This is a genomic window from Pseudoalteromonas sp. UBA6610 (assembly GCF_002433295.1).
In the GTDB taxonomy this organism is placed as follows: Bacteria; Pseudomonadota; Gammaproteobacteria; order Enterobacterales; family Alteromonadaceae; genus Pseudoalteromonas; species Pseudoalteromonas atlantica.
Window position 1 is genome coordinate 1 of record NZ_DJHW01000134.1, and the last position, 21,561, is coordinate 21,561.

The following is a 21,561-nucleotide window of genomic DNA, read 5'->3' on the forward strand; positions in this document are numbered from 1 at the left end:
GGCATTACGCCTTAGGCGCTTTTTAAACGTGTATTACAATTATAGCTTTTCAAAATAAAGTGGTTTTCGCTGCTTTTTACCCACTTCGTTCATTGTGCTTGCATCAAATAAGCGCCCATTGATCATGGTGTAATCGACTTTATCTGAATCGCGAATATTTTTCAGCGGATCGCCATCAATAACAATTAAATCGGCAAGCTTACCTACTTCTAGCGAGCCTATATTTTTATCAAGCCCCAAGTATTTAGCAGGGTCAAGCGTAGAGGCTCTAATTGCTTCAAGTGAACTCATACCGCCTTGAGCAAACATCCACATTTCCCAATGTGCACCTAAGCCCTCGCGTTGTCCGTGAGCACCTAAATTTACCAGTACACCTAAATCTTGCAGCTCTTTAGCAACGCGGGCGTTATTAAAGTGGTTATAGTGATGATCGGGCGCTTTTACTCGGCGCATAGCACGTGGCAACAGCTGATTTTTAGGCACAAACTTACTTAAACGTGGGTGATTCCACACGTCCGTTTTATCGTACCAGTAGTTTTCTCCCCAAATTCCGCCATAGGCGACAACAAGCGTTGGGGTATAACCAACATCACTTTGCGACCATAATTGTTTTATATCATCGTAAATATGCTCAACCGGAATTGAGTGTTCAATGCCCGTATGCCCATCAACAACCATACTTAAGTTATGTTGTAGCAGTGAGCCGCCCTCTGGCACAACCATCATCTCAAGCTCACGCCCTGCTTCAATAACTTGTTGGCGCTGCTCACGGCGTGGCTGGTTATACGATTTAACACTAAACGCCCCAACCTTTTTAAGACGCTCTAAATGAAATTTAGCATCATCTAGCGAATCAATATGCGAGGTGTAACCAGGCATATTTGCTCCATATAAAATGGTGCCGGTAGAAAAAATACGTGGCCCGACAATCATGCCGGCTTTTTGCATTTCACTGGCGGTAAATATTTCAGAGGTATCGTTTGATGGATCATGAATTGTTGTGACACCTAACGCTAAACCAGCATAGTTTTTCCAGTTTTGCTGAGGAATAATTTCATCGCTGGCTTGTGAGCCATGTGCATGCGCATCAACAATCCCTGGCATAATTGTTTTACCTGCTACATCGATAATTTCAGCCCCTTTGGGGATCGTTACCTCATCAGCAGTACCCATTGCTTTTATGCGTTTACCGTCTGTGATGATGACACCATTTTCAATGACTTGCTCACCCTTCATGGTAATAATGTTGGCGCCCTTTAGCGCAATCATGCCCTTTGGTGCAGCCATTTTTTTACTAAAGCTAATATTCTCACCGCTTTTTACTTTAAAGTCGGCATCATCGGCTTTATCAATAGCAAACATACCATCAAGGCTTGCATGGTATAGCTCGGGCCCTAAGCTCCAGTAGAGAGTGTTACTTTGAGCACTCCAACTTATATTTTCACCCGCACGCACAGACAACTGCTCAATAGGAAACTGGTTATCTTTAGGGCTTATTGTGATAGGTGAGCCGCTTTCTACCAGCGGGGTAACAAATACTTTAAAGCGCTCAGCAAACGCTAAGTATTTACCATCTGGTGAGACTCGAAATTCAGTCGCATGCTCTGATTCGTAAAGCTTACGAACGTTTTTAGTTTCAAGCTCCACAACACTTAGGGTAGGCTTAGGCCAAGGGCTCATGATAAATACACGATCATTGGCGCTACCAAACTGAGGTTGATAACCACTTTTAGAAATAAGCTCGCTCTCCCCCCCTTTTGCACTTACTTTATAAATACCTGGGTTAAGTGACCACTTAGGATTTAAAATACTTCCGCCGGTGGCTTTACGATAAACGATTGTTTTGCCGTCAGGACTAAAAGTAGGCTCAACGTATTTACCCGGCTCGCGAGTTATCGCCTCGCCGCGCCCGCTACGAGCAGAGACAACGCGAACAGTACCTTGCTTAGTATCACTCCAGGTGGTGTAAACAATCTTTTTACCATCGCGGGAGTACTGCGGGAACAGCTCATAATGATCAGTTTGTTTGGTTAAGCGCTTAATTTTACCAGAGTCTAAATCGCGTTTATAAATATAACCTAATGCTTCAAAAATCGCAGTTTCACCATCGGGGCTAACCTGCACGTTGCGCAACATTTTTACATCAAACTCATCGGTATCTAAATTTTGAGTAAAGCGTACCGCGGTTTGTATTTTTTTACTGGTGTTTACTTTAAAGGGAACACGCGCAACAGCTTTATCATCAACAGCAATTTTATGTATCGAACCGGAAGCCCAAAACACCAGCTCTTCGTTATCTGGGGTCCACGCAATGGTCGGATACACACCATGAATAGCCCAAGTTTCTTGCATATCGCGTTCAAGCTTGTCATAAAGCTTGGTGTGCTCGCCACTGGTTAGGTCGTATAAGTACAAGCTTGTTTGAAAGTCATCACGTCTTATATAGGCAAGCTTTTTACCATCAGGTGAAGGTGTGGGTCTTATCGCACCGCCCATGCCTTGTATTATGGTTTCTATTTCGCCTGTTTCTCTATCGTAGCGCTTAATTTTATAAATACCGGCAACAGAATCTTTAGAGTAGTGAAAAGTTTTACCTGGCGTCGCGTCATGAGAAAAATAAACATAGCGCCCATCTGGTGAGAACATTGGCTCACCTAAGTCTTTTTGGTCGTTCTCACGTTTAGTAAGCTGAACACCTTTACCACCCGCTTTGTGATAGAGCCACACTTCTCCAGCCCCTAGTGAGCGACTAGCGGTAAAGTGTTTGCGTGCGACAAGGTAATCGCCATCAGGGCTCCATGCGGGGCTGTTTAAAAGTCTAAAGGTTTCGTCAGTCACAGCGTGTTGATTGCTACCATCAACATCCATAACCCAAATATTATCACCACCGCCTTGATCTGAGGTAAACGCAATGTGTTTACCATCAGGGCTAAAGCGAGGCTGCATTTGCCAAGCAATATCTGAGGTGAGTTTAGTTGCTTCACCTCCGCTTATAGGCATAGTGTAAATGTCGCCAAGTAAGTCAAACACCAGCGTGTTGCCATCAGGACTAACATCAATGTTCATCCATGTGCCTTGCTCTGTGCTAATGGTGGCATCTACAAACTCGCCTTTTGGTGAGTCTACCTGCCACTTTTCTTGCTCTTCGTTTGCGTGCGGCTGACCTATTGCAAGGGCGACTGATAAAGCCAGTGCAGTGTGAAGCATTTTTTTCATGCATTTCTCGCTTGTTATTATTGCAGTTAAACTCTCTAACACGATTGCAACAAAAACAGCGCTAACTTGCCAGCGTTATCAGACCAAGTACCAAAAATTAATGCCAAACTATGGGGTCAAATTGGTAGTAATCCACCAGCATTCTATAAATTTCAGGGTCGTGTTGCCTAAGCTGCGCCGGCTTTTCTAAAAAGGTCTCTGTGAGTACTGCAAAAAACTCAGCCTCATTGGTTGCCCCATAACTATGAATAACGTGAGGCATGTTATAAGCAACATGACTTTTTAACTGCACAAAGGCACGGCTAAACACTCGGGCCCACTCTTTATAAGCATTGGGGTTTTTTAATAATGGAGTGCCAGTGGTTTTTCCGGTTTCTTGGTCTAACTGATGGGCAAATTCATGAAACACTAAATTATGGCCATCGCTTGGTAAACGGTTGCCTTCAAGTACATCGTGCCAACTTAGCACTAACGTGCCACCAGGCCACGACTCACCTAAGCGTACCGCGTTGTGGTAACTAACCAGCCCAGCACTATCTCGTGTAGATTGCGGCGCATAATACGCACTGGGGTAGAGTAAAATTTCTTTCACGTTTTTATAAAGTGGCCACGGTTTATTAAGCACTAACACACAGGCATCGGCAGCAACTATCAGCTTCATGGCGGGGGTTAGCTTTAGTCCGTCTCGTCCTAAAAAGCGCTTTTCATTTAAAAACCATATTATGTGGCGCTCAAGCTTGGCTCTGTCGTTATCCGTCATCTTTTTATAGATAGGCATGCAACGAAGGAGTATTTCTTTTTGTTGAGAGTTTAAAACCGCGTTTTTATATTTTTTATTCCAAAGCCAGTTTTGTAGTGCCTGCCAGCGCCAATAAATTACAACAAAAATAGCCAAAGCAAAAATGAGTAGCCCGTTTATCATGGGGACATCCAAAATAAGTTAGTCTCTTATTAATATGTGCGCATGCACTCATTTTCAATCAGATAATTTCTGTGCAATTTCGTCCGCTATTTTTAGCTTTGTATAATGCTTGATCTGCCCGCGATAAAAGGCGGTCGTAATCACCGACGTTGGTTGAGTCAGACAAGCCAAAACTGGCTGTTACACTTAACCCCTCACCAATGGCCGAAAAGTCATGCTGTGCAATGCTCTCGCGCAGTGCTTCGCATATGATTTTTGCTTCGCCGGCGGTTTTATCTGCAAAAACAATTGTAAACTCTTCACCGCCCCAGCGTGCTATATGCTGGTTTTCTTGGCAGCCATTTTTAAGCAGCTCTGCAATAGTACAAATCACTTTGTCACCAATAATATGCGACCAGTTATCGTTAATCCGCTTAAAGTGATCAATATCCAGTATAGCTATGGCTAAAGGCCGGTTTTGCTGTTTGTAAGTGGCAAAGTTATGGGCAAGCCAGCTATCAAAAGCACGCCTGTTAGGCATGTCGGTAAGTTGGTCGTGCGTTGCTTGATATGCAAACGCATTGGCTTGTGTTTGTAGGTCTTGCGTTTGTTTTTCTACGCGATTAGTCAGCTCTATTTCTATTTTTTTGTAGTGGTATAAACGGTATTTGTATATAGCAAAAATAACCATTAAAAATAATACAAATACTGCAAACTTAAATTGCGGTTTTTGCCAAAAAAATGACTGAATTACAATATTTATAGCTTGCTGATTATCTTGCCACTGTGCGTTAGGGTAACTTGCTCGTACCATAAAGGTATATTCCCCAGGCGGTAAGTTAGTGTACTCAGCACCGGTCATATGTTGGCGATTAACCCATTTATCGTTAAAGCCCTTTAATTGGGTTTGAAAATTTAATCGCTGCGGCATAATAAAGCTCAGCCCTGCATAATGAAACGATAAACGAGAAACCCCCGGAGGCAAAAATACCGACTCTCCTTCAAGCGGAAGCGCAATAGGCTTACCATCTACAAAAATATTTTCAATAATGGTCGGCAGCGCAATTTGCGTTGATGCTTGTAAGCGAGCTGGTTTTACGGTACTCACCCCCTTTGCGGTTGCAAACCAAATACTCCCATCGTTGTGCGTTACAGCCGAAGGGGTTGAACCTCCATTGGCCTGCGCACTTAACATCCCATCGCCTTCATCATACAGTTGATAGTTAAGCACGGGTGCTTTAGCGCTCGCGGGAGCGTCGAGGATTTGCTGTATATGATTTTTATCGATTTGAATAATTCCGCGATTGCTCGAGAGCCAAAATGAGCCATTGTGCGGCACCACTTGAAATAGTTTATCGATAGGTAAACCTTGCTCTAAGCCAAGCATGGCCATTTTTCCGCTTGTTAGCTCATAGCGCACTAAACCTCTATCTGTGGCCATCCAGGTATAGTTATCATCAATATAAAACCCAAACGCATATTGAGCAGAAAACTCACGAGGGAATTCAACCGTTGTAAACTGCTCACTAACAATATCAAATACCACCACCCCATTGCCGGTGCCTACCCAAATATTACCTGCGTTATCTTCACTAAGTGCAAGTACAAACCCACTTGGTAAGTCTTTTTTATTTGTAAATTGATCTAAGCTGCCATCTTCATTGATGCGCGTCAGCCCCATAGCAGAGCCTATCCACAAACGGTTTTTAGAATCAAATAATAAAGCCCTTACTTCGTTACTTCCAAGTCCAGTGCTACGATTAATAAACGGCGTAAAGGTATTATTAACTATTTTTAAAACACCTGAGGTATACGTACCTGCCCACACACTACCATCGGGTGCTTCGTGTAAACTGAGCACAGAATAAGGACTGCTTTGTTTAGAGCCTGAAACCAAGGTAGCGCGATTATTTTTTATTATATTTAAGCCAGAGCTTCCCCCCACCCATAAACTGCCATCGGAGTGAGAAAGCACTGTGCGGGTATAATCCCCCGCTAAACCTCTTTTTTGGGTCCACGATGAAAACGGCGACTCACGCAGACGAAACAACCCGGCGTTAGTGCCAATCCAAATACTGTTTTCTCTATCTTGTAACAAAGATAAAATACGGTTGGCGGGTAATCCGTTATTGGCATCTAACTGCTCTACGCCATCAGGAGATAACCTAAACACCCCTTTATTAATTGTGCCAAACCATAAGTCTCCATGGTTATCCTCTAGTAAGCTAGAAATAGATTCATTGCTAAGCTTTTCATGTATCGGCTGAAACTGCGCATTGGTTTTGATCCACGCGCCTTTTTCGCTTCCCACAATAAGCGAGCCACCACGGGTAATTAATAAGTTATAGACAGGTGCATTTGGTAAACCAAAGTGTGGTGTCATTAAGGTCGGTATTTTGTTGTGTATTTTATAAAGGCCTGCACTGGTTGCTGCCCAAATAACCCCATCGTGATCTTCTATAACGCGATAAGCACTCACATTTTTAATAATCGCAAGGTCGGTATCGCTGTTATGTTCACGATAAAACACGCCGTCGTTTTCAAGAGCTAACCATAGGCTTTGATCAGCACTTTCAATTAAATGATTAACCATGGTTGATGCTGATCGCTTGGTATCCCACTGCCTATGTTGATATAAGCTAATTCCTCCGCGCGACCCCGCTATGTATAACCCACCACTATTTGTGGGAGTGAGTGCCCTTAAACCCGAGTCGGGTAAGTTATTAATATGAGCACGGGTTAATATTGTAAACTCTTGGCCATTAAAACGTGCCAAACCTTCCCATGTAGCAACCCATAAGTAGCCATCATGGGTTTGCGTAACGCTATTAATACTGTTGTGGGGCAATCCAGAGCGGGTATTCCATGTTTCAGAAAAATAATCACTTAACGGTAAACGGGTTTGCTCTTGGGCTTCACATAAAAACATGACGAAAAAAGAACATAAAATGCTTAATTGTCTCATCATCAACTGCCTTAGTTATTCTTTTACTTGTGTGTAAGCGTTTTATCGTTATTTAAAAGGAGTAGGAAAGAATTTACTTGGCACTGAGCACACCAATATTGTGCGCTCCAACAAAGCGTTAAAATCCCTATACGCATTGGGTGAATACACTAGGGTTTGTTTAAGCGCTAAAAGCGCGTTAATTAAAACTAAACAATAGCGTAAACAACTAATAATAAGTGCTAAAAAGCACCTTAAATAAGTCGCTAAAACTTAATGTCGTAAACGTATCAGCTAATCGTTACAAATTAACTTATATCGCCTATCTAACTAAAAATACTACCATAGCAAATAAATACATTGCATTAACTAAATTCAATTAATCTTTACAAAAGTCGTCAATATTGTTTTGTAATACGTTTATAAACGCTGCGACGTGTAAACCGTCCATTAGCGAATGATGCACATCAATCGAAAACGGCATTAGGCCCGTGGTTTTATCGTATTGACCAAACACAAATTTAGGAATACCTAAACTTTTCCCTTCACTAAAGGCATGCGAAAAACTACTAAAGTTCAGCCAAGGTAAAACCGATATATGTATCAAATCGGCCTGCCCTTCGGTTTGATTAAACGCCTGAGAAAATAACGGTTGAGATTTAGCATTGGCGCTTATAGCTGTGGCGTGCTGAGCAAATTCTTCAAGGCAAGGCGAATAATTAAAGTAACTAAATATAAACGAATCATCACTAGCAAGCTCTACCACACTGGCTCTTACTTGCTTTAAGCGCCATGGGCATTCATTTATAATTCTTAGCATAATCGGGTTATAAGCGTGGCAGGCTTTTAGTGTGACATGTACATATGCTTGAAAAAAAGACAGTTTATTTTGTTTACAATATTCAAATAAAGGCTTGGCGTTAAGTGTTACGCACACATTAAAATATGGCTGGGTAAAGTTTTTAAATAATTCGAAGTGTTGTTGGCGAGGCCATGTATCAAGGTCGATGGGCTCCATTAAGGCGTTTGTATCAGTCATAATATCCATAAGCTTGTCGTTAACGATTAGGCCGGATTGCCATAAGGGTCTTGGCCACAAAATTACCACGCCATAGAGTATAAACAAAAAAGGCGTACCACTGTACGCCTTAGTTTAAATAAACGGGGTAAATTTACAGGCCGTTTTGAATTATCTCTTGCGCTAACTCATCGGCAATCAAATGCGTTGATTTTTGCTCTTTTTCACTACGGGTGAATATTTCGGTTAAGGTATCAAAAATACCTTCAACGTGTTTATTAGACGCCGCCTCACTGTAGCCTTGTGGTGCCGTTTCGTAATACACATTAATAATGCCACCAGCGTTAATAACGTAATCGGGTGCATACAAAATACCTTTTTCACGAAGTACTTCACCGTGACGAGACTGCGCTAGCTGATTATTAGCACACCCAGCAATAATGGTTGCCTTAATACGTGCAATGGTTTCATCATTAATGGTGGCACCTAAAGCACAAGGTGCGTATACATCAACATCAAGGTCGTAAATTTCATCAATACCCACCGCCGTAGCGCCAAAGTCATTTACTACGCGCTCTACAGCATCTTGATTGATATCTGTTACAAATAATTTTGCACCAGCTTGCGCTAAATGCTTACATAAACCATAGGCGACTGCACCTAAACCTTGTACAGCCACTTTAATGCCCGCAAAATCTTGATGCCCACGTTGGTGCTGTAATGCCGCTTTAATTCCTAAAAACGTACCGTAAGCTGTAAAAGGTGACGGATTACCGCTTTTTCCTTCCAAGCCCAGCACATAATTTGTTTCTTTATTCATTAATGCAACGTCATCACATGTAATGTTTACATCTTCGGCAGAATAGTAACGGCCATTCAATCGCTCTAATTGACGACCAAAAGCTCGAAATAACTGCTCTGACTTAATCTCTTTTGCATTGCCAATAATAACCGATTTACCACCACCAAACGGTAGGCGAGCAACCGCATTTTTATAGGTCATCCCTTTAGAGAGACGTAAAACATCGTAAACGGCATCTTCATCGTTGGCATAGTCCCACATTCTACAACCACCAACAGCAGGGCCAAGGTTAGTATTATGTACGGCAATAATTGCTTTTAAACCTGACGCTTCGTCAGAACAAAAAACCACTTGTTCGTGGTTATCAAATTCAGCTTGATTAAACACAGCCACTGTAATTACTCCAAAATAGTTTACCCGTGAGAGGGATGAGCGCTGGAAATTGACGAAACTTTACCACTTCATTTTTAAGGGTGCCACATAATGAGAAGTTAAACCCGTAAAAAGCGAGCCTTGTGAATTAATAAATCTAAATAACAATAAAGTATGGATAGAAAATTCAACAAAAGGCACATAAATTAAATTTAAAGCTAACAACACCGTTAAAAAGCGCTTTCACATTTACGTGAACGTAAAGGTAATGCCAAGTGTAAACCTTGTATTACACAGCTCCCCTCCCAGCAAAGTCGCACAGTGTATAGGTTTATGAAGAAAAAAGCAGATTTACTGTAACTGGTCTGAGGTGTTTATTTGAAGGGGCAATTTGCGCTTTTTTAATATTTCATAAAACAAATACAAAAAAAGCGAGCCTAAGCTCGCTTTGTAATTAGATTACGTAAACCTTTATTTAAGCTTGCCGTCTAGCTCTTCAATTTTAGCTTTCCAAATTGCAGGGCCTTGCGTGTGTGCGTTAGCACCTTCGCTGTCTACAGCAACCGTAACTGGCATATCTTCTACTTCAAATTCGTAGATTGCTTCCATACCTAAATCTTCAAAGGCAACCACGCGTGCTTTTTTAATTGCTTTAGATACTAAGTATGCCGCACCACCTACCGCCATTAAATAAACCGATTTATGCTCTTTAATCGACTCAACTGTAGCAGGACCACGCTCAGCTTTACCTATCATGCCTACAATGCCGGTTTTTTCTAGCATCATATCGGTAAATTTATCCATACGTGTTGCAGTTGTAGGGCCTGCAGGGCCTACAGCTTCATCACCTACAGCATCAACTGGGCCAACGTAATAAATAAACTTATTATCAAAATCAACGCCCTCAGGTAAACCTTCACCTGAATTGATCATATCTTGTAAGCGTTTATGAGCAGCATCACGGCCTGTTAAAATAGTGCCTGAGAGTAAAACAGTTTCTCCCATTTTCCACTCGCGGGTGTCTTCTTTAGTTAACGTATCTAAATTAACACGGCGAGTTCCTTCACCTACTTCAAACGTCACTTCTGGCCAGTCTTCTAGCTTAGGTGCTTTTAAATCTGCAGGGCCTGAGCCGTCTAGTGTAAAGTGTACGTGGCGCGTAGCTGCACAGTTAGGGATCATCACAACAGGTTTTGATGCCGCATGCGTAGGCGCTGTTTTTACTTTAATATCAACAACCGTTGTTAAACCACCTAAACCTTGCGCGCCAATACCTAGCTTGTTAGCACGTTCAAAAATTTCTAAACGCAGTTTTTCTTCCGTTGTTTCTGCACCGCGCTCCATTAATTCATGAATATCAACCGGGTCCATTAACGACTCTTTTGCCATTACCGCTGCTTTTTCGGCGGTTCCACCAATACCTATACCTAGCATGCCTGGCGGGCACCAACCAGCGCCCATTGTCGGTAGCGTTTTTTCTACCCATGCAGCTACATCGTCAGATGGGTTTAGCATAACCATTTTACTTTTGTTCTCTGAGCCGCCGCCTTTCGCTGCAACCATTACTTCTACTTCGCCGCCCGCCACTAAATCAATGTGTACAACTGAAGGGGTATTATCTTTAGTGTTTTTACGTGTGCCAGCAGGGTCAGCTACAATAGAAGCGCGTAGTGGGTTATCTGGATTTAAATATGCGCGACGTGTGCCTTCATCAACCATTTGTTGTACGGTTAAATCTGTTTTATCCCACTTAACATCCATCCCTACTTTTACAAAACAGGTAATAATACCCGTGTCTTGACACAATGGACGCTTGCCTTCAGCCGACATACGCGAGTTAATTAAAATTTGCGCGATTGCATCTTTTGCAGCCTTGCTTTGTTCTTTGTTGTAGGCTTTTTCTAGCGCTTGAACAAAATCAAGGGGATGATAAAAAGAGATATATTGCAACGCATCTTCAATGCTATCAATAAAGTCTTGCTGACGGATTGTACTCATAGTGGTTCCTTAAGTTAGCGTTACGCTTAAGCGTAATCTATACCAAACCGGTGACGGTGGTTTGCACTGTTTTAATTACAACGTAGATTTGATACTAAACGCTGCCAAAAAAATTTGACTTATGATACCCTCCCAGCCCGTTTCGAGCCAGTTCTTAAAGGGGCAGTAAATGCTAAACAATGAAAAAAATTGTGTAAAATTAGCCATAACACAAAACTGCATTGATGTTTTCGCGCATTTTGCGCATTTACCCTATGCCGTATTACTAGACTCAGCCAATAGCGAGCACATAAATAGTCGCTTTGATATTATTGCGATAGAGCCTCACGCTATTTTAGAAGTAAACAATAATCAAAGCGTATTTAATCAGCAGCTTGACTCGCGTAGCCCCTTTACAATAATGAACGAAGAACTAAGTAAACTTAGCGCGCAAAAAGCCGCTAATAACCTGCCTTTTAACGGCGGCTGGCTTGGTTATTTTGGTTACGATTTAGGGCGTATTATTGAGCACATGCCACGCACGGCAAAACACGATATAACTTTGCCACAAATGGCCATTGGCCTTTATTTAGATGCGCTGATATTTGATAAACACCAGCAAAGCTGGTTTTACATTTCTCAACCTGAGGTGAACCGTTTAGCGCTTTACCAGCAATATTTAGCAAACGATCTAGTAACAGCACAGTTTTCGCTCACCAGCGATTGGCACTCAAATATGAGTGAGCATGAATACGCTGACAAATTTGCGCAAATACAAGATTATTTAAAAAGTGGTGATTGCTATCAAATCAACCTAGCACAGCGATTTAGTGCCGGTTTTAAAGGCGACCCTTTCCAAGCCTACAAAGTATTGCGTGAGGCTAATAAAGCGCCATTTTCTAGCTTTATTAACCACCCACGTGGCGCCATTTTATCAATATCGCCAGAGCGCTTTATTGCAGTTCACGACAATATAGTTGAAACAAAACCCATCAAAGGCACTTTGCCACGCATGGCCGACGCAATCGCCGACCAACAGCAAGCCAGAGCCCTTGAAAACTCAACCAAAGACCGCGCAGAGAACGTAATGATTGTTGATTTACTGCGTAACGATTTAGGTAAGGTTGCAAAACCTGGCTCTGTAAAGGTGCCCTCACTTTTTGCTATTGAGAGCTTTCCGGCAGTGCATCACTTAGTGAGTACCGTAACGGCAGAGCTAGATGAAAGTAAAACGTGTGTTGATCAACTTGAAGCAGCATTTCCCGGAGGGTCAATCACTGGCGCGCCTAAAATTAGAGCTATGGAGATAATTGAAGAGCTAGAGCCTCATAGGCGTAGTATTTACTGTGGCTCTATAGGTTATTTAAGCGCCTGCGGTAATATGGACACCAGTATTACAATCCGTACATTGGTTTGTCATAACGAACACATTTATTGCTGGGCCGGTGGTGGTATTGTCGCTGATTCTAAAGTCGAATTGGAATACCAAGAAACATACGATAAAGTGAATAAAATACTTCCTTTATTAAAACAGTAGAACGCTTTGAATAGTGAACATATTATGGCGCGGTTTCAGCTAAGCCCTACTCCCGCGCCAAATCAAATAAAAGATACCCGTAAAAAGCGTGCCAGTGCGGTTATGCTGCCTATTATTGATGTTGATAACCACGCGCATATTTTATTGTGCAAACGCCCTACTTATTTACATCATCACCCTGGGGAAATTTGTTTACCCGGCGGTAAGTTTGAGCAAAGCGATAAACACCTGCGCACCACAGCGCTTCGAGAACTACACGAAGAGCTTAATATAGCGCCAAGTAATGTTAAAGTGCTCGGGCAGCTGCCACAATACTCTACCCTAACAGGCTTTAGCATTAGCCCATTTGTGGGTTTACTTGATGAACACACAATATGGGAGAACGATTATAATGAAGTGCAAGCTAGCTTTTTACTGTCGCTTACCCAGCTTTCAAACGAGGCCAATTGGCAGCCTATTCCTTTTCAACGTTTTGGCAAAACCATCACCTTGCAAGGGTTTAGTACACCGCACGGATTACTGTGGGGAGCAACGGCTAGCATTATAAAAAACTTTACAAAACAGCTTGCCCTACCAGTGTAAAACTTACTGCCAAATAGTTACATAATATAGAATTAACGTTATGATACTCGACCGTTCAAAGAACAGCTTTCGGGCTGAGTAAATAAAGTAGAGACCCATAGTATGATCAGTGCATTTGATATGTTTAGCATTGGTATTGGCCCATCGTCGTCACATACCGTTGGCCCAATGCGTGCCTCGCGCTTATTTGTTAATGACCTACAAGAGCAACAACTTTTAACCTCTGTTACCGATATAAAGGTAGAGCTTTATGGCTCACTGGGTCAAACCGGCGTAGGCCATGGTTCTGGTAAAGCCGTTATATTAGGGCTTGCCGGCTACGACCCAGAAACAATAGATGCCGATTTAGTTGACGATATCCTTGCCACCATTGAAAAAGAGCAAGTGATATACCTCAACCAAACCCATAAAGCGAACTTTCCTAAGCAAGGGGCTATTGTTTTTCATCGCCGCAAAACCTTACCTAAGCACTCTAATGCCATGGAAATTATTGCCTCAAACAATGGCGAAAAAGTATATAGCAAAGTGTACTACTCTATTGGCGGCGGCTTTATTGTTACCGATGAAGAATTTGAAAACGAAAAACAAGCAGCCCTTGATATACGCGAGCAAAACCCGGCTCCTTACCCGTTCGAAAGTGCAAAAGATTTACTAGAGCTGTGTAAAGAATCAGGCTTTAGTGTATCTACTTTAATGATGCATAACGAAAAAACGCTGCGCAAAGAAGACGATATTAAAGACGAGTTGTTTAATATTTGGCAAGTAATGAAAGCCTGTATTGAACGTGGCATGCGCACCGAGGGAATTTTACCAGGTGGTTTAAAAGTTAAACGCCGTGCACCTAGTTTGTATTTAAAGCTAAATGTAGAAGTGAGTAATGACCCACTCAGAGCAATGGATTGGGTGGATTTATTTGCCTTAGCTGTAAATGAAGAAAATGCCGCGGGTGGGCGCGTAGTCACGGCGCCAACAAATGGTGCTGCGGGTATATTGCCGGCCGTTTTAATGTACTACCACACATTTATTAAAGAAGTGGACCGCGACATAGCCACACGCTATTTATTAACCGCAGCGGCGATTGGTATTTTATACAAAAAAAATGCCTCTATTTCGGGCGCAGAAGTAGGCTGTCAAGGTGAAGTAGGTGTTGCCTGTTCAATGGCAGCTGGCGCACTCACCGAAATTGTTGGTGGTAATGTAGTACATGTTGAAAACGCCGCCGAAATAGGCATGGAACATAATTTAGGCCTAACTTGCGACCCTGTAGGCGGATTGGTACAAGTACCGTGTATTGAGCGCAATGCCATGGGCGCCATTAAAGCAATTAATGCCTCTCGCCTAGCAATACGTGGCAGTGGCGAGCAAAAGGTGTCGCTTGATAAAGTGATTAAAACCATGCTCGATACCGGTAACGACATGAAAACCAAATATAAAGAAACCGCTCGCGGTGGATTAGCGGTAAACATTATTGAATGTTAAGCATATAAAAACAAAAAACCGCGTATTTTAGCAATACGCGGTTTTTTAATATTTATATAGTTAAAGTCTTACTATTTTACTGGCAGTTCTATGTCGGCAAATAACGCATCAACATCTTCTTGATTACGTAATAAGCTTGCTCGCTCTACTCGCTCTTTAGTTAAATGCGGGGCAAAACGCTCAATAAAGTCATACATATAAGTACGTAAAAAACTGCCCTTTCTAAAGCCAATTTTAGTTGTGCTAGCTTCAAATAAATGGCTGGCATCAATACACACTAAATCTGTGTCACTTAATTGATCAACGGCCATTGAGGCGACTACACCTACACCTAGCCCTAACCTTACATAAGTTTTAATTACATCGGCATCGGTTGCAGTAAACACAATGTGCGGCTCAAGGCCGTGCGCGTTGAATGCTTTATCAAGCTCAGAGCGCCCAGTAAACCCAAATACATACGTAATAAGCGGATACTGCGCTATATCAGCAACGGTTAAATTGTCGGCCTTTTGTGCTAGTGGATGATCTTTTGCCACCACAATGCTGCGGTTCCAATGATAGCAAGGCAGCATAACTAAATCTGAGTATAAATGAAGTGCTTCAGTTGCAATGGCAAAGTCTGCGTCACCGCGCGCTGCCGCATCAGAAATCTGTTGTGGTGTACCTTGATGCATATGCAGCGAAACAGCTGGGTATTTTTTCATAAAGCCCTGAATAACACTAGGCAAAGCATAACGTGCTTGCGTGTGTGTAGTAGCTATATTTAGTTTACCCTGATCAGGCAGCGTGTGCTCATTAGCAACCGCTTTTATACCTTCGACTTTAGATAAAATTTCGCGAGAAATGTTAATTATTTCTTCGCCGGCCCCCGTTACATGCGTTAAATGCTTACCACTGCGGCCAAAAATTTGTACACCTAGCTCATCTTCAAGCATGCGCACTTGTTTAGATATACCAGGCTGTGAGGTAAATAAACTCTCAGCAGTTGCTGATACGTTTAGCTTATGGTTTTGAACTTCTACGATGTATCTAAGTTGTTGTAATTTCATGGTTGCAGTTTTTAACGTTATTATTAAGCTTATATGATGGTAATACTAAGCAAAACCAAGTTTAATTTAGTTAAAACTTGGCAAAGTAAGCACGTATATTTTCATTATTTAAGCATTAAGGCTAGCATAATAAACCCGCTGCAGATAGCGATGTTTATTCAGGTTCAACTTATAATACATTATTCTTATATCTAATTTTTAACATATTTTTAAGTTAATCAGCGCAAAGCTACCCTCAAAGCATATATTTGATGTAATATAAAAAAATAGATTATGAATCCGAGAATTAAGCCATGATCGTTTCGATTATAATTGTGCTTATAGTGGCACTGATAGTGATTGCACTGTGGGTAAGCGCTGTACAGCAGCATAAAGAAAAGCAAGAAATTGAACGTCGCAAAGAATTAACAAAACAAAAAGCGATAATTGAAGAAACCGAAGAAGCACTTATGAATAGCGCTAATATTCCGCTTTCTGAAAACATTATACGCGTTTTACAACGTAGATGTTACGAAGCACTTAACGCTATGGTGAACCATTCACCTAATTCTAAAGCATTAAAAAGCAGAATGAACGAAGCTAAAGAAAAGCTAAGTGGTGCAGTACAAGGTAATAGCAGCGACAATTTATCGTTACCAAGTAACGATAAGCAGTTAGTCTCGTTAATTCAGGGCATAAAAAAGCTTAGAGTTATTATGCGCTCTGAGCACAGTAAAGGCCGTGTAGATAGCCAAGTATTTGCAGCAGAAGATAAGCGCCTAGAAAAGTTACAACTTAGAATCAACATAGAAAGCCAAATTAAACGCGGTTTATCTGCTCGTTCAGCGAGCATGGTGGGCTCTGCTAGGCAATATTTTGAAAAAGCCTATGCAACACTTAGTGCCGTTACCTATTCTGATGAATACGTAAACGCAAAACGCCAAGAAGTTGAAGCCTATTTAGAAGAAATAAGCACAGAACTAAAAGCATCAAACGCCACTGCCCTGAAGAAAAAAGCAGAAGCAGAGCAAGATGACTTAGACGTATTATTTGCACCTAAAAAGAAATGGTAATTTTAAATACCCAAAAGAAAGCCCATACATAATGTATGGGCTTTTTTGTATCTGTTAAGCTTTTACCAATGGGTAAATACTAACGTATTTTGAGGCACTACCTAGCGCTAACTACGTTATAAACGCTCATTTACCACAACATAGATACGCAAGGTATAACAATGCAGTGGCAATGAGTAATAGCCACTAAATAATAAATGTTTACCCACCCTCAAACTAAGCCTCTTAGCTAAAAGAATGGGTATTAGCTATTATGATAAAAATGCAAACTTGATAATAAATAACGCTGTTAAAATCCACACGCTAATACTAACCTGATCGCGTTTACCACACAGTACTTTAACCGCAGTATACGATATAAAACCAAGAGCAATACCGTGCGCAATAGAGAATGTAAGTGGCGTCATAAGCAGTACTACACTTACCGGAATTGCATCGCTCATGTCATCCCAGTTTACAAACTTAAGGTTTTGCAGCATTAATACCGCAACGTATAAAATAGCACCCGCTGTTGCATAAGCCGGCACCATTTGCGCAAGCGGCGCAAAAAACATCATTAGTAAAAAGCATATACCCACAACAACAGCTGTTAAGCCAGTACGCCCACCAACCGATACACCGGCTACAGACTCAATATAAGAAGTAGTGGTAGAAGTACCTAACATTGCACCCGCAATAGTAGCTGTACTATCGGCACTTAAAGCACGCCCTAAACGTGGCATATTGCCTTTTTCATCGGCTAAGCCTGCTTTTTGAGTTACCGCAACTAACGTGCCTGATGTATCAAATAAATCAACAAACAAAAACGCAAAGATTACACTCAGCATAGAAAGCTCAAAGGCCGCTGCAAAATCAAGTTGCATGAAGGTAGGTAAAATAGACGGTGGCATTGACATTACGCCGTGGTACTCAACTAAGTCGAGGCTTAACGCAATGCCCGTTACTAGCAAAATGCTAATAAGTACGCCGCTTTTTATATCACGATAAAGCAAAGCAGCAATGACAAAAAAGCTTAAAATAGCTAATAAAGGACCTGCCGAAGTAATATCGCCAAGCTGTACTAATGTAGCTGGGCTTGAAACAATAATGCCTGCATTTTTAAGCGCAATTAACGCTAAAAACGCACCAATACCAGTGGCAATAGCCTGCTTTAAAACCAAAGGAATAGCATTAATTATCCACTCTCTGACCTTAAACAAACTTAATATTAAAAATATACAACCAGACATAAATACCGCACCTAATGCAGCTTGCCAGCTATAACCCATGCCCAGTACAACACCGTAAGTAAAAAACGCGTTTAAACCCATGCCCGGCGCAAGTGCTAAAGGGTAATTAGCCCACAATCCCATAATAAAACAGCCAATAGCAGCCGCAATACAGGTAGCAACAAATGCAGCACCTTGATCCATGCCTGCTTCCGCAAGCATTGCAGGGTTTACAAATACAATGTAAACCATAGTAATGAAAGTAGTGATTCCAGCAATGCTTTCGCGTCGCACATTGGAGTTATTTTCGCGGAGTTTAAATAGAGCTTCGAGCATAATAGACTTGTGATAGTAAAAAGTGACGTGATTTTACCATAAAATTAAGTATAAACAGGACATTTTACCTTGCGATATACTAAACTGTTGACGTAGAAACTATAAAAAAGAAAATATATGAATAAGACTCAGCCTAGCGGACAAGACTTAGAGCAGCAATTAAACAATATTTTAGATTTTGTAACACAGCCTACAAACCACAGCGCTGAAAACAATAGTGATGTAAGTGAGCAAACAACACTTAACAAAGCACTGTATTATTTAAAGCATAACCAAGCACCGTTGGCAGCTAAGTGGATGCGCCTTGCCGCAATGGCCGGAAATCATCGCGCCCAGTTTTATTTAGGGTTATTTTTTGTCAAAGGCCAAGGCGTACCAAAAAGCGTATTTCACGCAGCAGCATGGTTAAGTTTAGCCAGCAGCCAAGGCTATGAACCGGCAACCGCTGCTTTAGATGATTTAAGAAAATATATCGACACCAAACGTCTTAAAGACGCTCAGTGCTATGCAGCCAGCTTGTATGAGCAAATCCACCAAATTCAGTTTGCCCACTTAATCCCAAAAAATGACTAACTACTGTATAGCTAACAGCTAAGCACTGTAAAACACACTAAAATAACTGAATAGCCATCCCTTAAGTACTGTATAACGCTGCTACACTTTATACAGTACTGCAAACACCCTCAGCTTTCACTTACACGGCTTAAATTATAACTCACTGTTTTTAAAGTGTTATTTTATTGTTTATTTTTTAAAACCATTAACTGTATAAAAAATAACAAAAAACGCTTGCACACAACAACTGTATAAACTACTGTATACGTGTACTGTATATAAACCCAGTGAGTGAGAACTATGCTACAGCCAATTACCGTAAGAACCGTTAAAAGTTACCAACAACATGATGAAAGTGAGTCGGTAAACTTAATAAAAGTAGAAGATGAAATTTCTGCTACGTTTGAAATGCTAAAAGTGTTGCACCAATACAATAGCTCTAACGCGTGGACCTTACTGATTGCGCCCGACCATGTGCCTAGTAAAGCCTTGCTAGATAGCTGCTCTATAGATACCAGTAAACTGCTTGTAATAAGACAAAAGCATTTAGTAAATTTAGAGTATGTGCTTAATTCAGCACTTCATAATGGTAACTTTGCAGCCATTATTACATGGACCGATATAGTAAGTGAGCAGCAGCTTGTTAATTTATCGCTTAATTTAGACAAAAGAAGCGCTAAGCTATTTTGCTTTACTAAAAAAACCAGTACTACAGCAATATCACTTACTCAATAAGCTTGGTAAAATACATTTTTAATTTATGTTAATTAGTATTTTATGAGTGTAACCAGTACTAGCGCTTGCTTATGCAACAGTCAGCTTAATTATGGTGACTGTTGCCAGCCTTATCATCTTGATATAAAAACCCCAGCAACACCTGAGCAACTAATGCGTTCGCGCTTTAGTGCTTATGCATTAAAAAATGCATCTTATGTATTTAAAACTTACGCCAAAGAAAAACAAGCACAAAACCCAGTAAATGAAATTGCTGACTTTGCCAATAGCTGCCGCTTTGTAAAATTGGTTGTGCGCGATACGCAGCAAAGTGATGAGCGAGGTTATGTTGCCTTTAACGCGTATTATTTTTACCAAAACTTATATTGTGAATTGGATGAGAAATCAGACTTTATAAAAGAGGACGGTGAATGGCGTTATTTAGAGGGTATTATTAATCCGGTCGCCGATATAAAAGTTGCCAGAAACGACCCCTGCCCATGTGCAAGCGGTAAAAAATATAAAAAGTGTCACAGTGTATAAAATAAGCTAAATACTTAGCATAAAAATAGCTTTTTATTTAAGCGCTACTCTATACCACTAACATGTTAATAACTGCCATAAACAAAAAATGGACCATCTAGGTCCATTTTCTACAATATTGCTATTGGTTATTCATCATCATCTAGATCGAACGATTCACGCTGCGCAGGTCTAGCTAAAATCTCAACATAGAATGAAGTAAGCGCCTGCTTTTCGATTTCGCTGATCTTGTTGTTAATTTCAGCTACGTGAACAACTTCGGCATCATCGGCACTTGTGCCAAACTTACAGTCAAACGCCCAGTAATCAGCTTCAACAGGTAGCGTTTTATTGCGCTCTCTTTTCAAATATTTTTTCACTTCATGCTTTGCAGCATCAACCATACGAGGGTATTTGATTTTCTCATGATTTAGCGTGAATGTTTTCTTCATTACGTTCCTAATTACCTTGATTTAATGATAATGGCACTCAAGTCATACCATTTGCAGCCATTATAGCAATTGCATTTAATTTGTGGATGCTTTTTTTAAACAAAAAAAGAATTGTTCTATTTTATTGCATAACCGGTTATTAAATATAAGGTGTTTTAGGCTTTTAAAACGCACAAGTGTTAAATTATTTTTATGCGTTAGCAACAAGCAATGGCTTATGTATAGCCTCATTAGTTAAATCGTCATAAAATGCTGCGGCGTCCATTTGTGGACTTGCAAGCGCGGTGTGCGTGTCATTTAAGCGCCTGCGTACTGATAGTTCACAATTATCGATTACTGTTAAAGGAATATGTAACTTGTCATCTCTAATCGCTAGTGGCTCAGGCTTTAAGCAGTGGCTTAATTTTATTGCTTTCATGCCTGCTTGCTCGCCTTGTTGAACAATCATCGACGCGTGCTCTTGCCCTATGGTCATATCAAATTTTTCGGGAGCTAATAATTGCTTTGGTCCAGCACCAAAGCGCTCCCTTAACTGTTCTTCGTCTACATAAGCACTATGCGTTTCACTTTTTGGCAAGTGAAATTGACTAAAATCCAGCACATCGTGCGATAGCATCGCTAATAAAAGTGAGAATTCGCCTCTGCGATTTTCATGCACACTTTTATTTAGCCTGGTCTTTAGTTGACTCTCTGTGATTAACAAATCATCGATTTGCATAGTCTTTAGCCGATTATGATAACTGATAGATATTTATCGGCTTTATTTCAAATTTCTTTAGCTTTTTTCTTTACTTAAATACGCAGTTTGCTATTATCAGCGCCGTTGCATTGGAGGGGTTCCCGAG

At 41.0% G+C, this 21,561-nt stretch carries 17 protein-coding genes; 7 read left to right on the plus strand and 10 right to left on the minus strand.

The genetic code is table 11. From position 1 onward, the window contains the following. Positions 1–39: 39 nt before the first annotated feature. From B4F91_RS17570 to B4F91_RS17595, 6 genes are all read right to left on the minus strand, one after another. Entirely contained in the window at positions 40–3,216 is a 3,177-nt protein-coding gene (locus B4F91_RS17570) for an amidohydrolase family protein (protein WP_286937510.1), read from the minus strand. Between the two features lie 97 nt (positions 3,217–3,313). Further along, complete coding sequence (locus tag B4F91_RS17575) at positions 3,314–4,138, minus strand: M90 family metallopeptidase (RefSeq protein ID WP_054983089.1); 825 nt, start codon at positions 4,136–4,138, stop codon at positions 3,314–3,316. Positions 4,139–4,196: 58 nt separating this feature from the next. Further along, on the minus strand, positions 4,197–7,085 hold the full coding sequence (locus B4F91_RS17580) for a ligand-binding sensor domain-containing diguanylate cyclase (RefSeq protein WP_349681410.1): 2,889 nt from the start codon (positions 7,083–7,085) through the stop codon (positions 4,197–4,199). A gap of 355 nt (positions 7,086–7,440) precedes the next feature. Beyond that, complete coding sequence (locus B4F91_RS17585; RefSeq protein ID WP_273606402.1) at positions 7,441–8,079, minus strand: CatA-like O-acetyltransferase; 639 nt, start codon at positions 8,077–8,079, stop codon at positions 7,441–7,443. 154 nt (positions 8,080–8,233) lie between these two features. After that, entirely contained in the window at positions 8,234–9,274 is a 1,041-nt protein-coding gene (locus B4F91_RS17590) for a Glu/Leu/Phe/Val family dehydrogenase (RefSeq protein ID WP_024033350.1), read from the minus strand. A gap of 450 nt (positions 9,275–9,724) precedes the next feature. Continuing rightward, positions 9,725–11,251: a fumarate hydratase gene (locus tag B4F91_RS17595; protein ID WP_004589406.1), complete on the minus strand. Its 1,527-nt coding sequence runs from the start codon at positions 11,249–11,251 to the stop codon at positions 9,725–9,727. A gap of 169 nt (positions 11,252–11,420) precedes the next feature. On the opposite strand from B4F91_RS17595, the gene pabB reads away from it, so the two are divergent. The 3 genes from pabB to B4F91_RS17610 all read left to right on the plus strand — a co-directional run bounded on the left by pabB (position 11,421) and on the right by B4F91_RS17610 (position 14,828). Then, positions 11,421–12,767: an aminodeoxychorismate synthase component I gene (gene pabB, locus B4F91_RS17600; RefSeq protein WP_286937514.1), complete on the plus strand. Its 1,347-nt coding sequence runs from the start codon at positions 11,421–11,423 to the stop codon at positions 12,765–12,767. Between the two features lie 6 nt (positions 12,768–12,773). Beyond that, the gene (locus B4F91_RS17605; RefSeq protein WP_286937516.1) at positions 12,774–13,349 is read left to right on the plus strand and encodes an NUDIX hydrolase; all 576 of its coding nucleotides are present in this window, start codon (positions 12,774–12,776) and stop codon (positions 13,347–13,349) included. A 102-nt stretch (positions 13,350–13,451) separates the two neighbouring features. Next, on the plus strand, positions 13,452–14,828 hold the full coding sequence (locus tag B4F91_RS17610) for an L-serine ammonia-lyase (RefSeq protein ID WP_004589403.1): 1,377 nt from the start codon (positions 13,452–13,454) through the stop codon (positions 14,826–14,828). A gap of 71 nt (positions 14,829–14,899) precedes the next feature. Here the strand turns inward: B4F91_RS17610 and cysB are convergent, their stop codons facing one another. Continuing rightward, positions 14,900–15,877, minus strand: coding sequence for an HTH-type transcriptional regulator CysB (cysB, locus tag B4F91_RS17615; RefSeq protein ID WP_024032357.1), 978 nt, complete (start codon positions 15,875–15,877; stop codon positions 14,900–14,902). Positions 15,878–16,170: 293 nt separating this feature from the next. Here cysB and B4F91_RS17620 point away from each other — a divergent pair, with 293 nt between their 5' ends. After that, positions 16,171–16,929 carry a hypothetical protein gene (locus tag B4F91_RS17620; RefSeq protein ID WP_024032356.1) on the plus strand — a complete coding sequence of 253 codons (759 nt, stop codon included), beginning with the start codon at positions 16,171–16,173 and terminating at the stop codon, positions 16,927–16,929. 251 nt (positions 16,930–17,180) lie between these two features. Here B4F91_RS17620 and B4F91_RS17625 read toward each other — a convergent pair whose 3' ends face one another. Continuing rightward, entirely contained in the window at positions 17,181–18,473 is a 1,293-nt protein-coding gene (locus B4F91_RS17625; protein WP_004589400.1) for an NCS2 family permease, read from the minus strand. 117 nt (positions 18,474–18,590) lie between these two features. Here B4F91_RS17625 and B4F91_RS17630 point away from each other — a divergent pair, with 117 nt between their 5' ends. The 3 genes from B4F91_RS17630 to B4F91_RS17640 all read left to right on the plus strand — a co-directional run bounded on the left by B4F91_RS17630 (position 18,591) and on the right by B4F91_RS17640 (position 20,285). Further along, the gene (locus tag B4F91_RS17630) at positions 18,591–19,046 is read left to right on the plus strand and encodes a tetratricopeptide repeat protein (RefSeq protein WP_055254982.1); all 456 of its coding nucleotides are present in this window, start codon (positions 18,591–18,593) and stop codon (positions 19,044–19,046) included. A gap of 282 nt (positions 19,047–19,328) precedes the next feature. After that, positions 19,329–19,763: a SulA-like leucine-rich domain-containing protein gene (locus tag B4F91_RS17635; RefSeq protein ID WP_054983082.1), complete on the plus strand. Its 435-nt coding sequence runs from the start codon at positions 19,329–19,331 to the stop codon at positions 19,761–19,763. A gap of 42 nt (positions 19,764–19,805) precedes the next feature. Further along, the gene (locus tag B4F91_RS17640) at positions 19,806–20,285 is read left to right on the plus strand and encodes a YchJ family protein (RefSeq protein ID WP_029774254.1); all 480 of its coding nucleotides are present in this window, start codon (positions 19,806–19,808) and stop codon (positions 20,283–20,285) included. A 128-nt stretch (positions 20,286–20,413) separates the two neighbouring features. Here the strand turns inward: B4F91_RS17640 and B4F91_RS17645 are convergent, their stop codons facing one another. After that, positions 20,414–20,716, minus strand: coding sequence for a DUF6172 family protein (locus tag B4F91_RS17645; protein WP_004589192.1), 303 nt, complete (start codon positions 20,714–20,716; stop codon positions 20,414–20,416). Between the two features lie 190 nt (positions 20,717–20,906). After that, positions 20,907–21,434 carry a VC2046/SO_2500 family protein gene (locus B4F91_RS17650; RefSeq protein ID WP_286744898.1) on the minus strand — a complete coding sequence of 176 codons (528 nt, stop codon included), beginning with the start codon at positions 21,432–21,434 and terminating at the stop codon, positions 20,907–20,909. Between the last annotated feature and the right edge of the window lie 127 nt (positions 21,435–21,561).

What these genes read in the sequence shown, in the direction of transcription:
- B4F91_RS17570 (WP_286937510.1), bottom strand. Translation starts at nt 3,216, where the DNA reads ATGAAAAAAATGCTTCACACTGCACTGGCTTTATCAGTCGCCCTTGCA.
- B4F91_RS17575 (WP_054983089.1), bottom strand. Translation starts at nt 4,138, where the DNA reads ATGATAAACGGGCTACTCATTTTTGCTTTGGCTATTTTTGTTGTAATT.
- B4F91_RS17580 (WP_349681410.1), bottom strand. Translation starts at nt 7,085, where the DNA reads ATGATGAGACAATTAAGCATTTTATGTTCTTTTTTCGTCATGTTTTTA.
- B4F91_RS17585 (WP_273606402.1), bottom strand. Translation starts at nt 8,079, where the DNA reads ATGGAGCCCATCGACCTTGATACATGGCCTCGCCAACAACACTTCGAA.
- B4F91_RS17595 (WP_004589406.1), bottom strand. Translation starts at nt 11,251, where the DNA reads ATGAGTACAATCCGTCAGCAAGACTTTATTGATAGCATTGAAGATGCG.
- pabB (WP_286937514.1), top strand. Translation starts at nt 11,421, where the DNA reads ATGCTAAACAATGAAAAAAATTGTGTAAAATTAGCCATAACACAAAAC.
- B4F91_RS17610 (WP_004589403.1), top strand. Translation starts at nt 13,452, where the DNA reads ATGATCAGTGCATTTGATATGTTTAGCATTGGTATTGGCCCATCGTCG.
- cysB (WP_024032357.1), bottom strand. Translation starts at nt 15,877, where the DNA reads ATGAAATTACAACAACTTAGATACATCGTAGAAGTTCAAAACCATAAG.
- B4F91_RS17620 (WP_024032356.1), top strand. Translation starts at nt 16,171, where the DNA reads ATGATCGTTTCGATTATAATTGTGCTTATAGTGGCACTGATAGTGATT.
- B4F91_RS17625 (WP_004589400.1), bottom strand. Translation starts at nt 18,473, where the DNA reads ATGCTCGAAGCTCTATTTAAACTCCGCGAAAATAACTCCAATGTGCGA.
- B4F91_RS17630 (WP_055254982.1), top strand. Translation starts at nt 18,591, where the DNA reads ATGAATAAGACTCAGCCTAGCGGACAAGACTTAGAGCAGCAATTAAAC.
- B4F91_RS17635 (WP_054983082.1), top strand. Translation starts at nt 19,329, where the DNA reads ATGCTACAGCCAATTACCGTAAGAACCGTTAAAAGTTACCAACAACAT.
- B4F91_RS17640 (WP_029774254.1), top strand. Translation starts at nt 19,806, where the DNA reads ATGAGTGTAACCAGTACTAGCGCTTGCTTATGCAACAGTCAGCTTAAT.
- B4F91_RS17645 (WP_004589192.1), bottom strand. Translation starts at nt 20,716, where the DNA reads ATGAAGAAAACATTCACGCTAAATCATGAGAAAATCAAATACCCTCGT.
- B4F91_RS17650 (WP_286744898.1), bottom strand. Translation starts at nt 21,434, where the DNA reads ATGCAAATCGATGATTTGTTAATCACAGAGAGTCAACTAAAGACCAGG.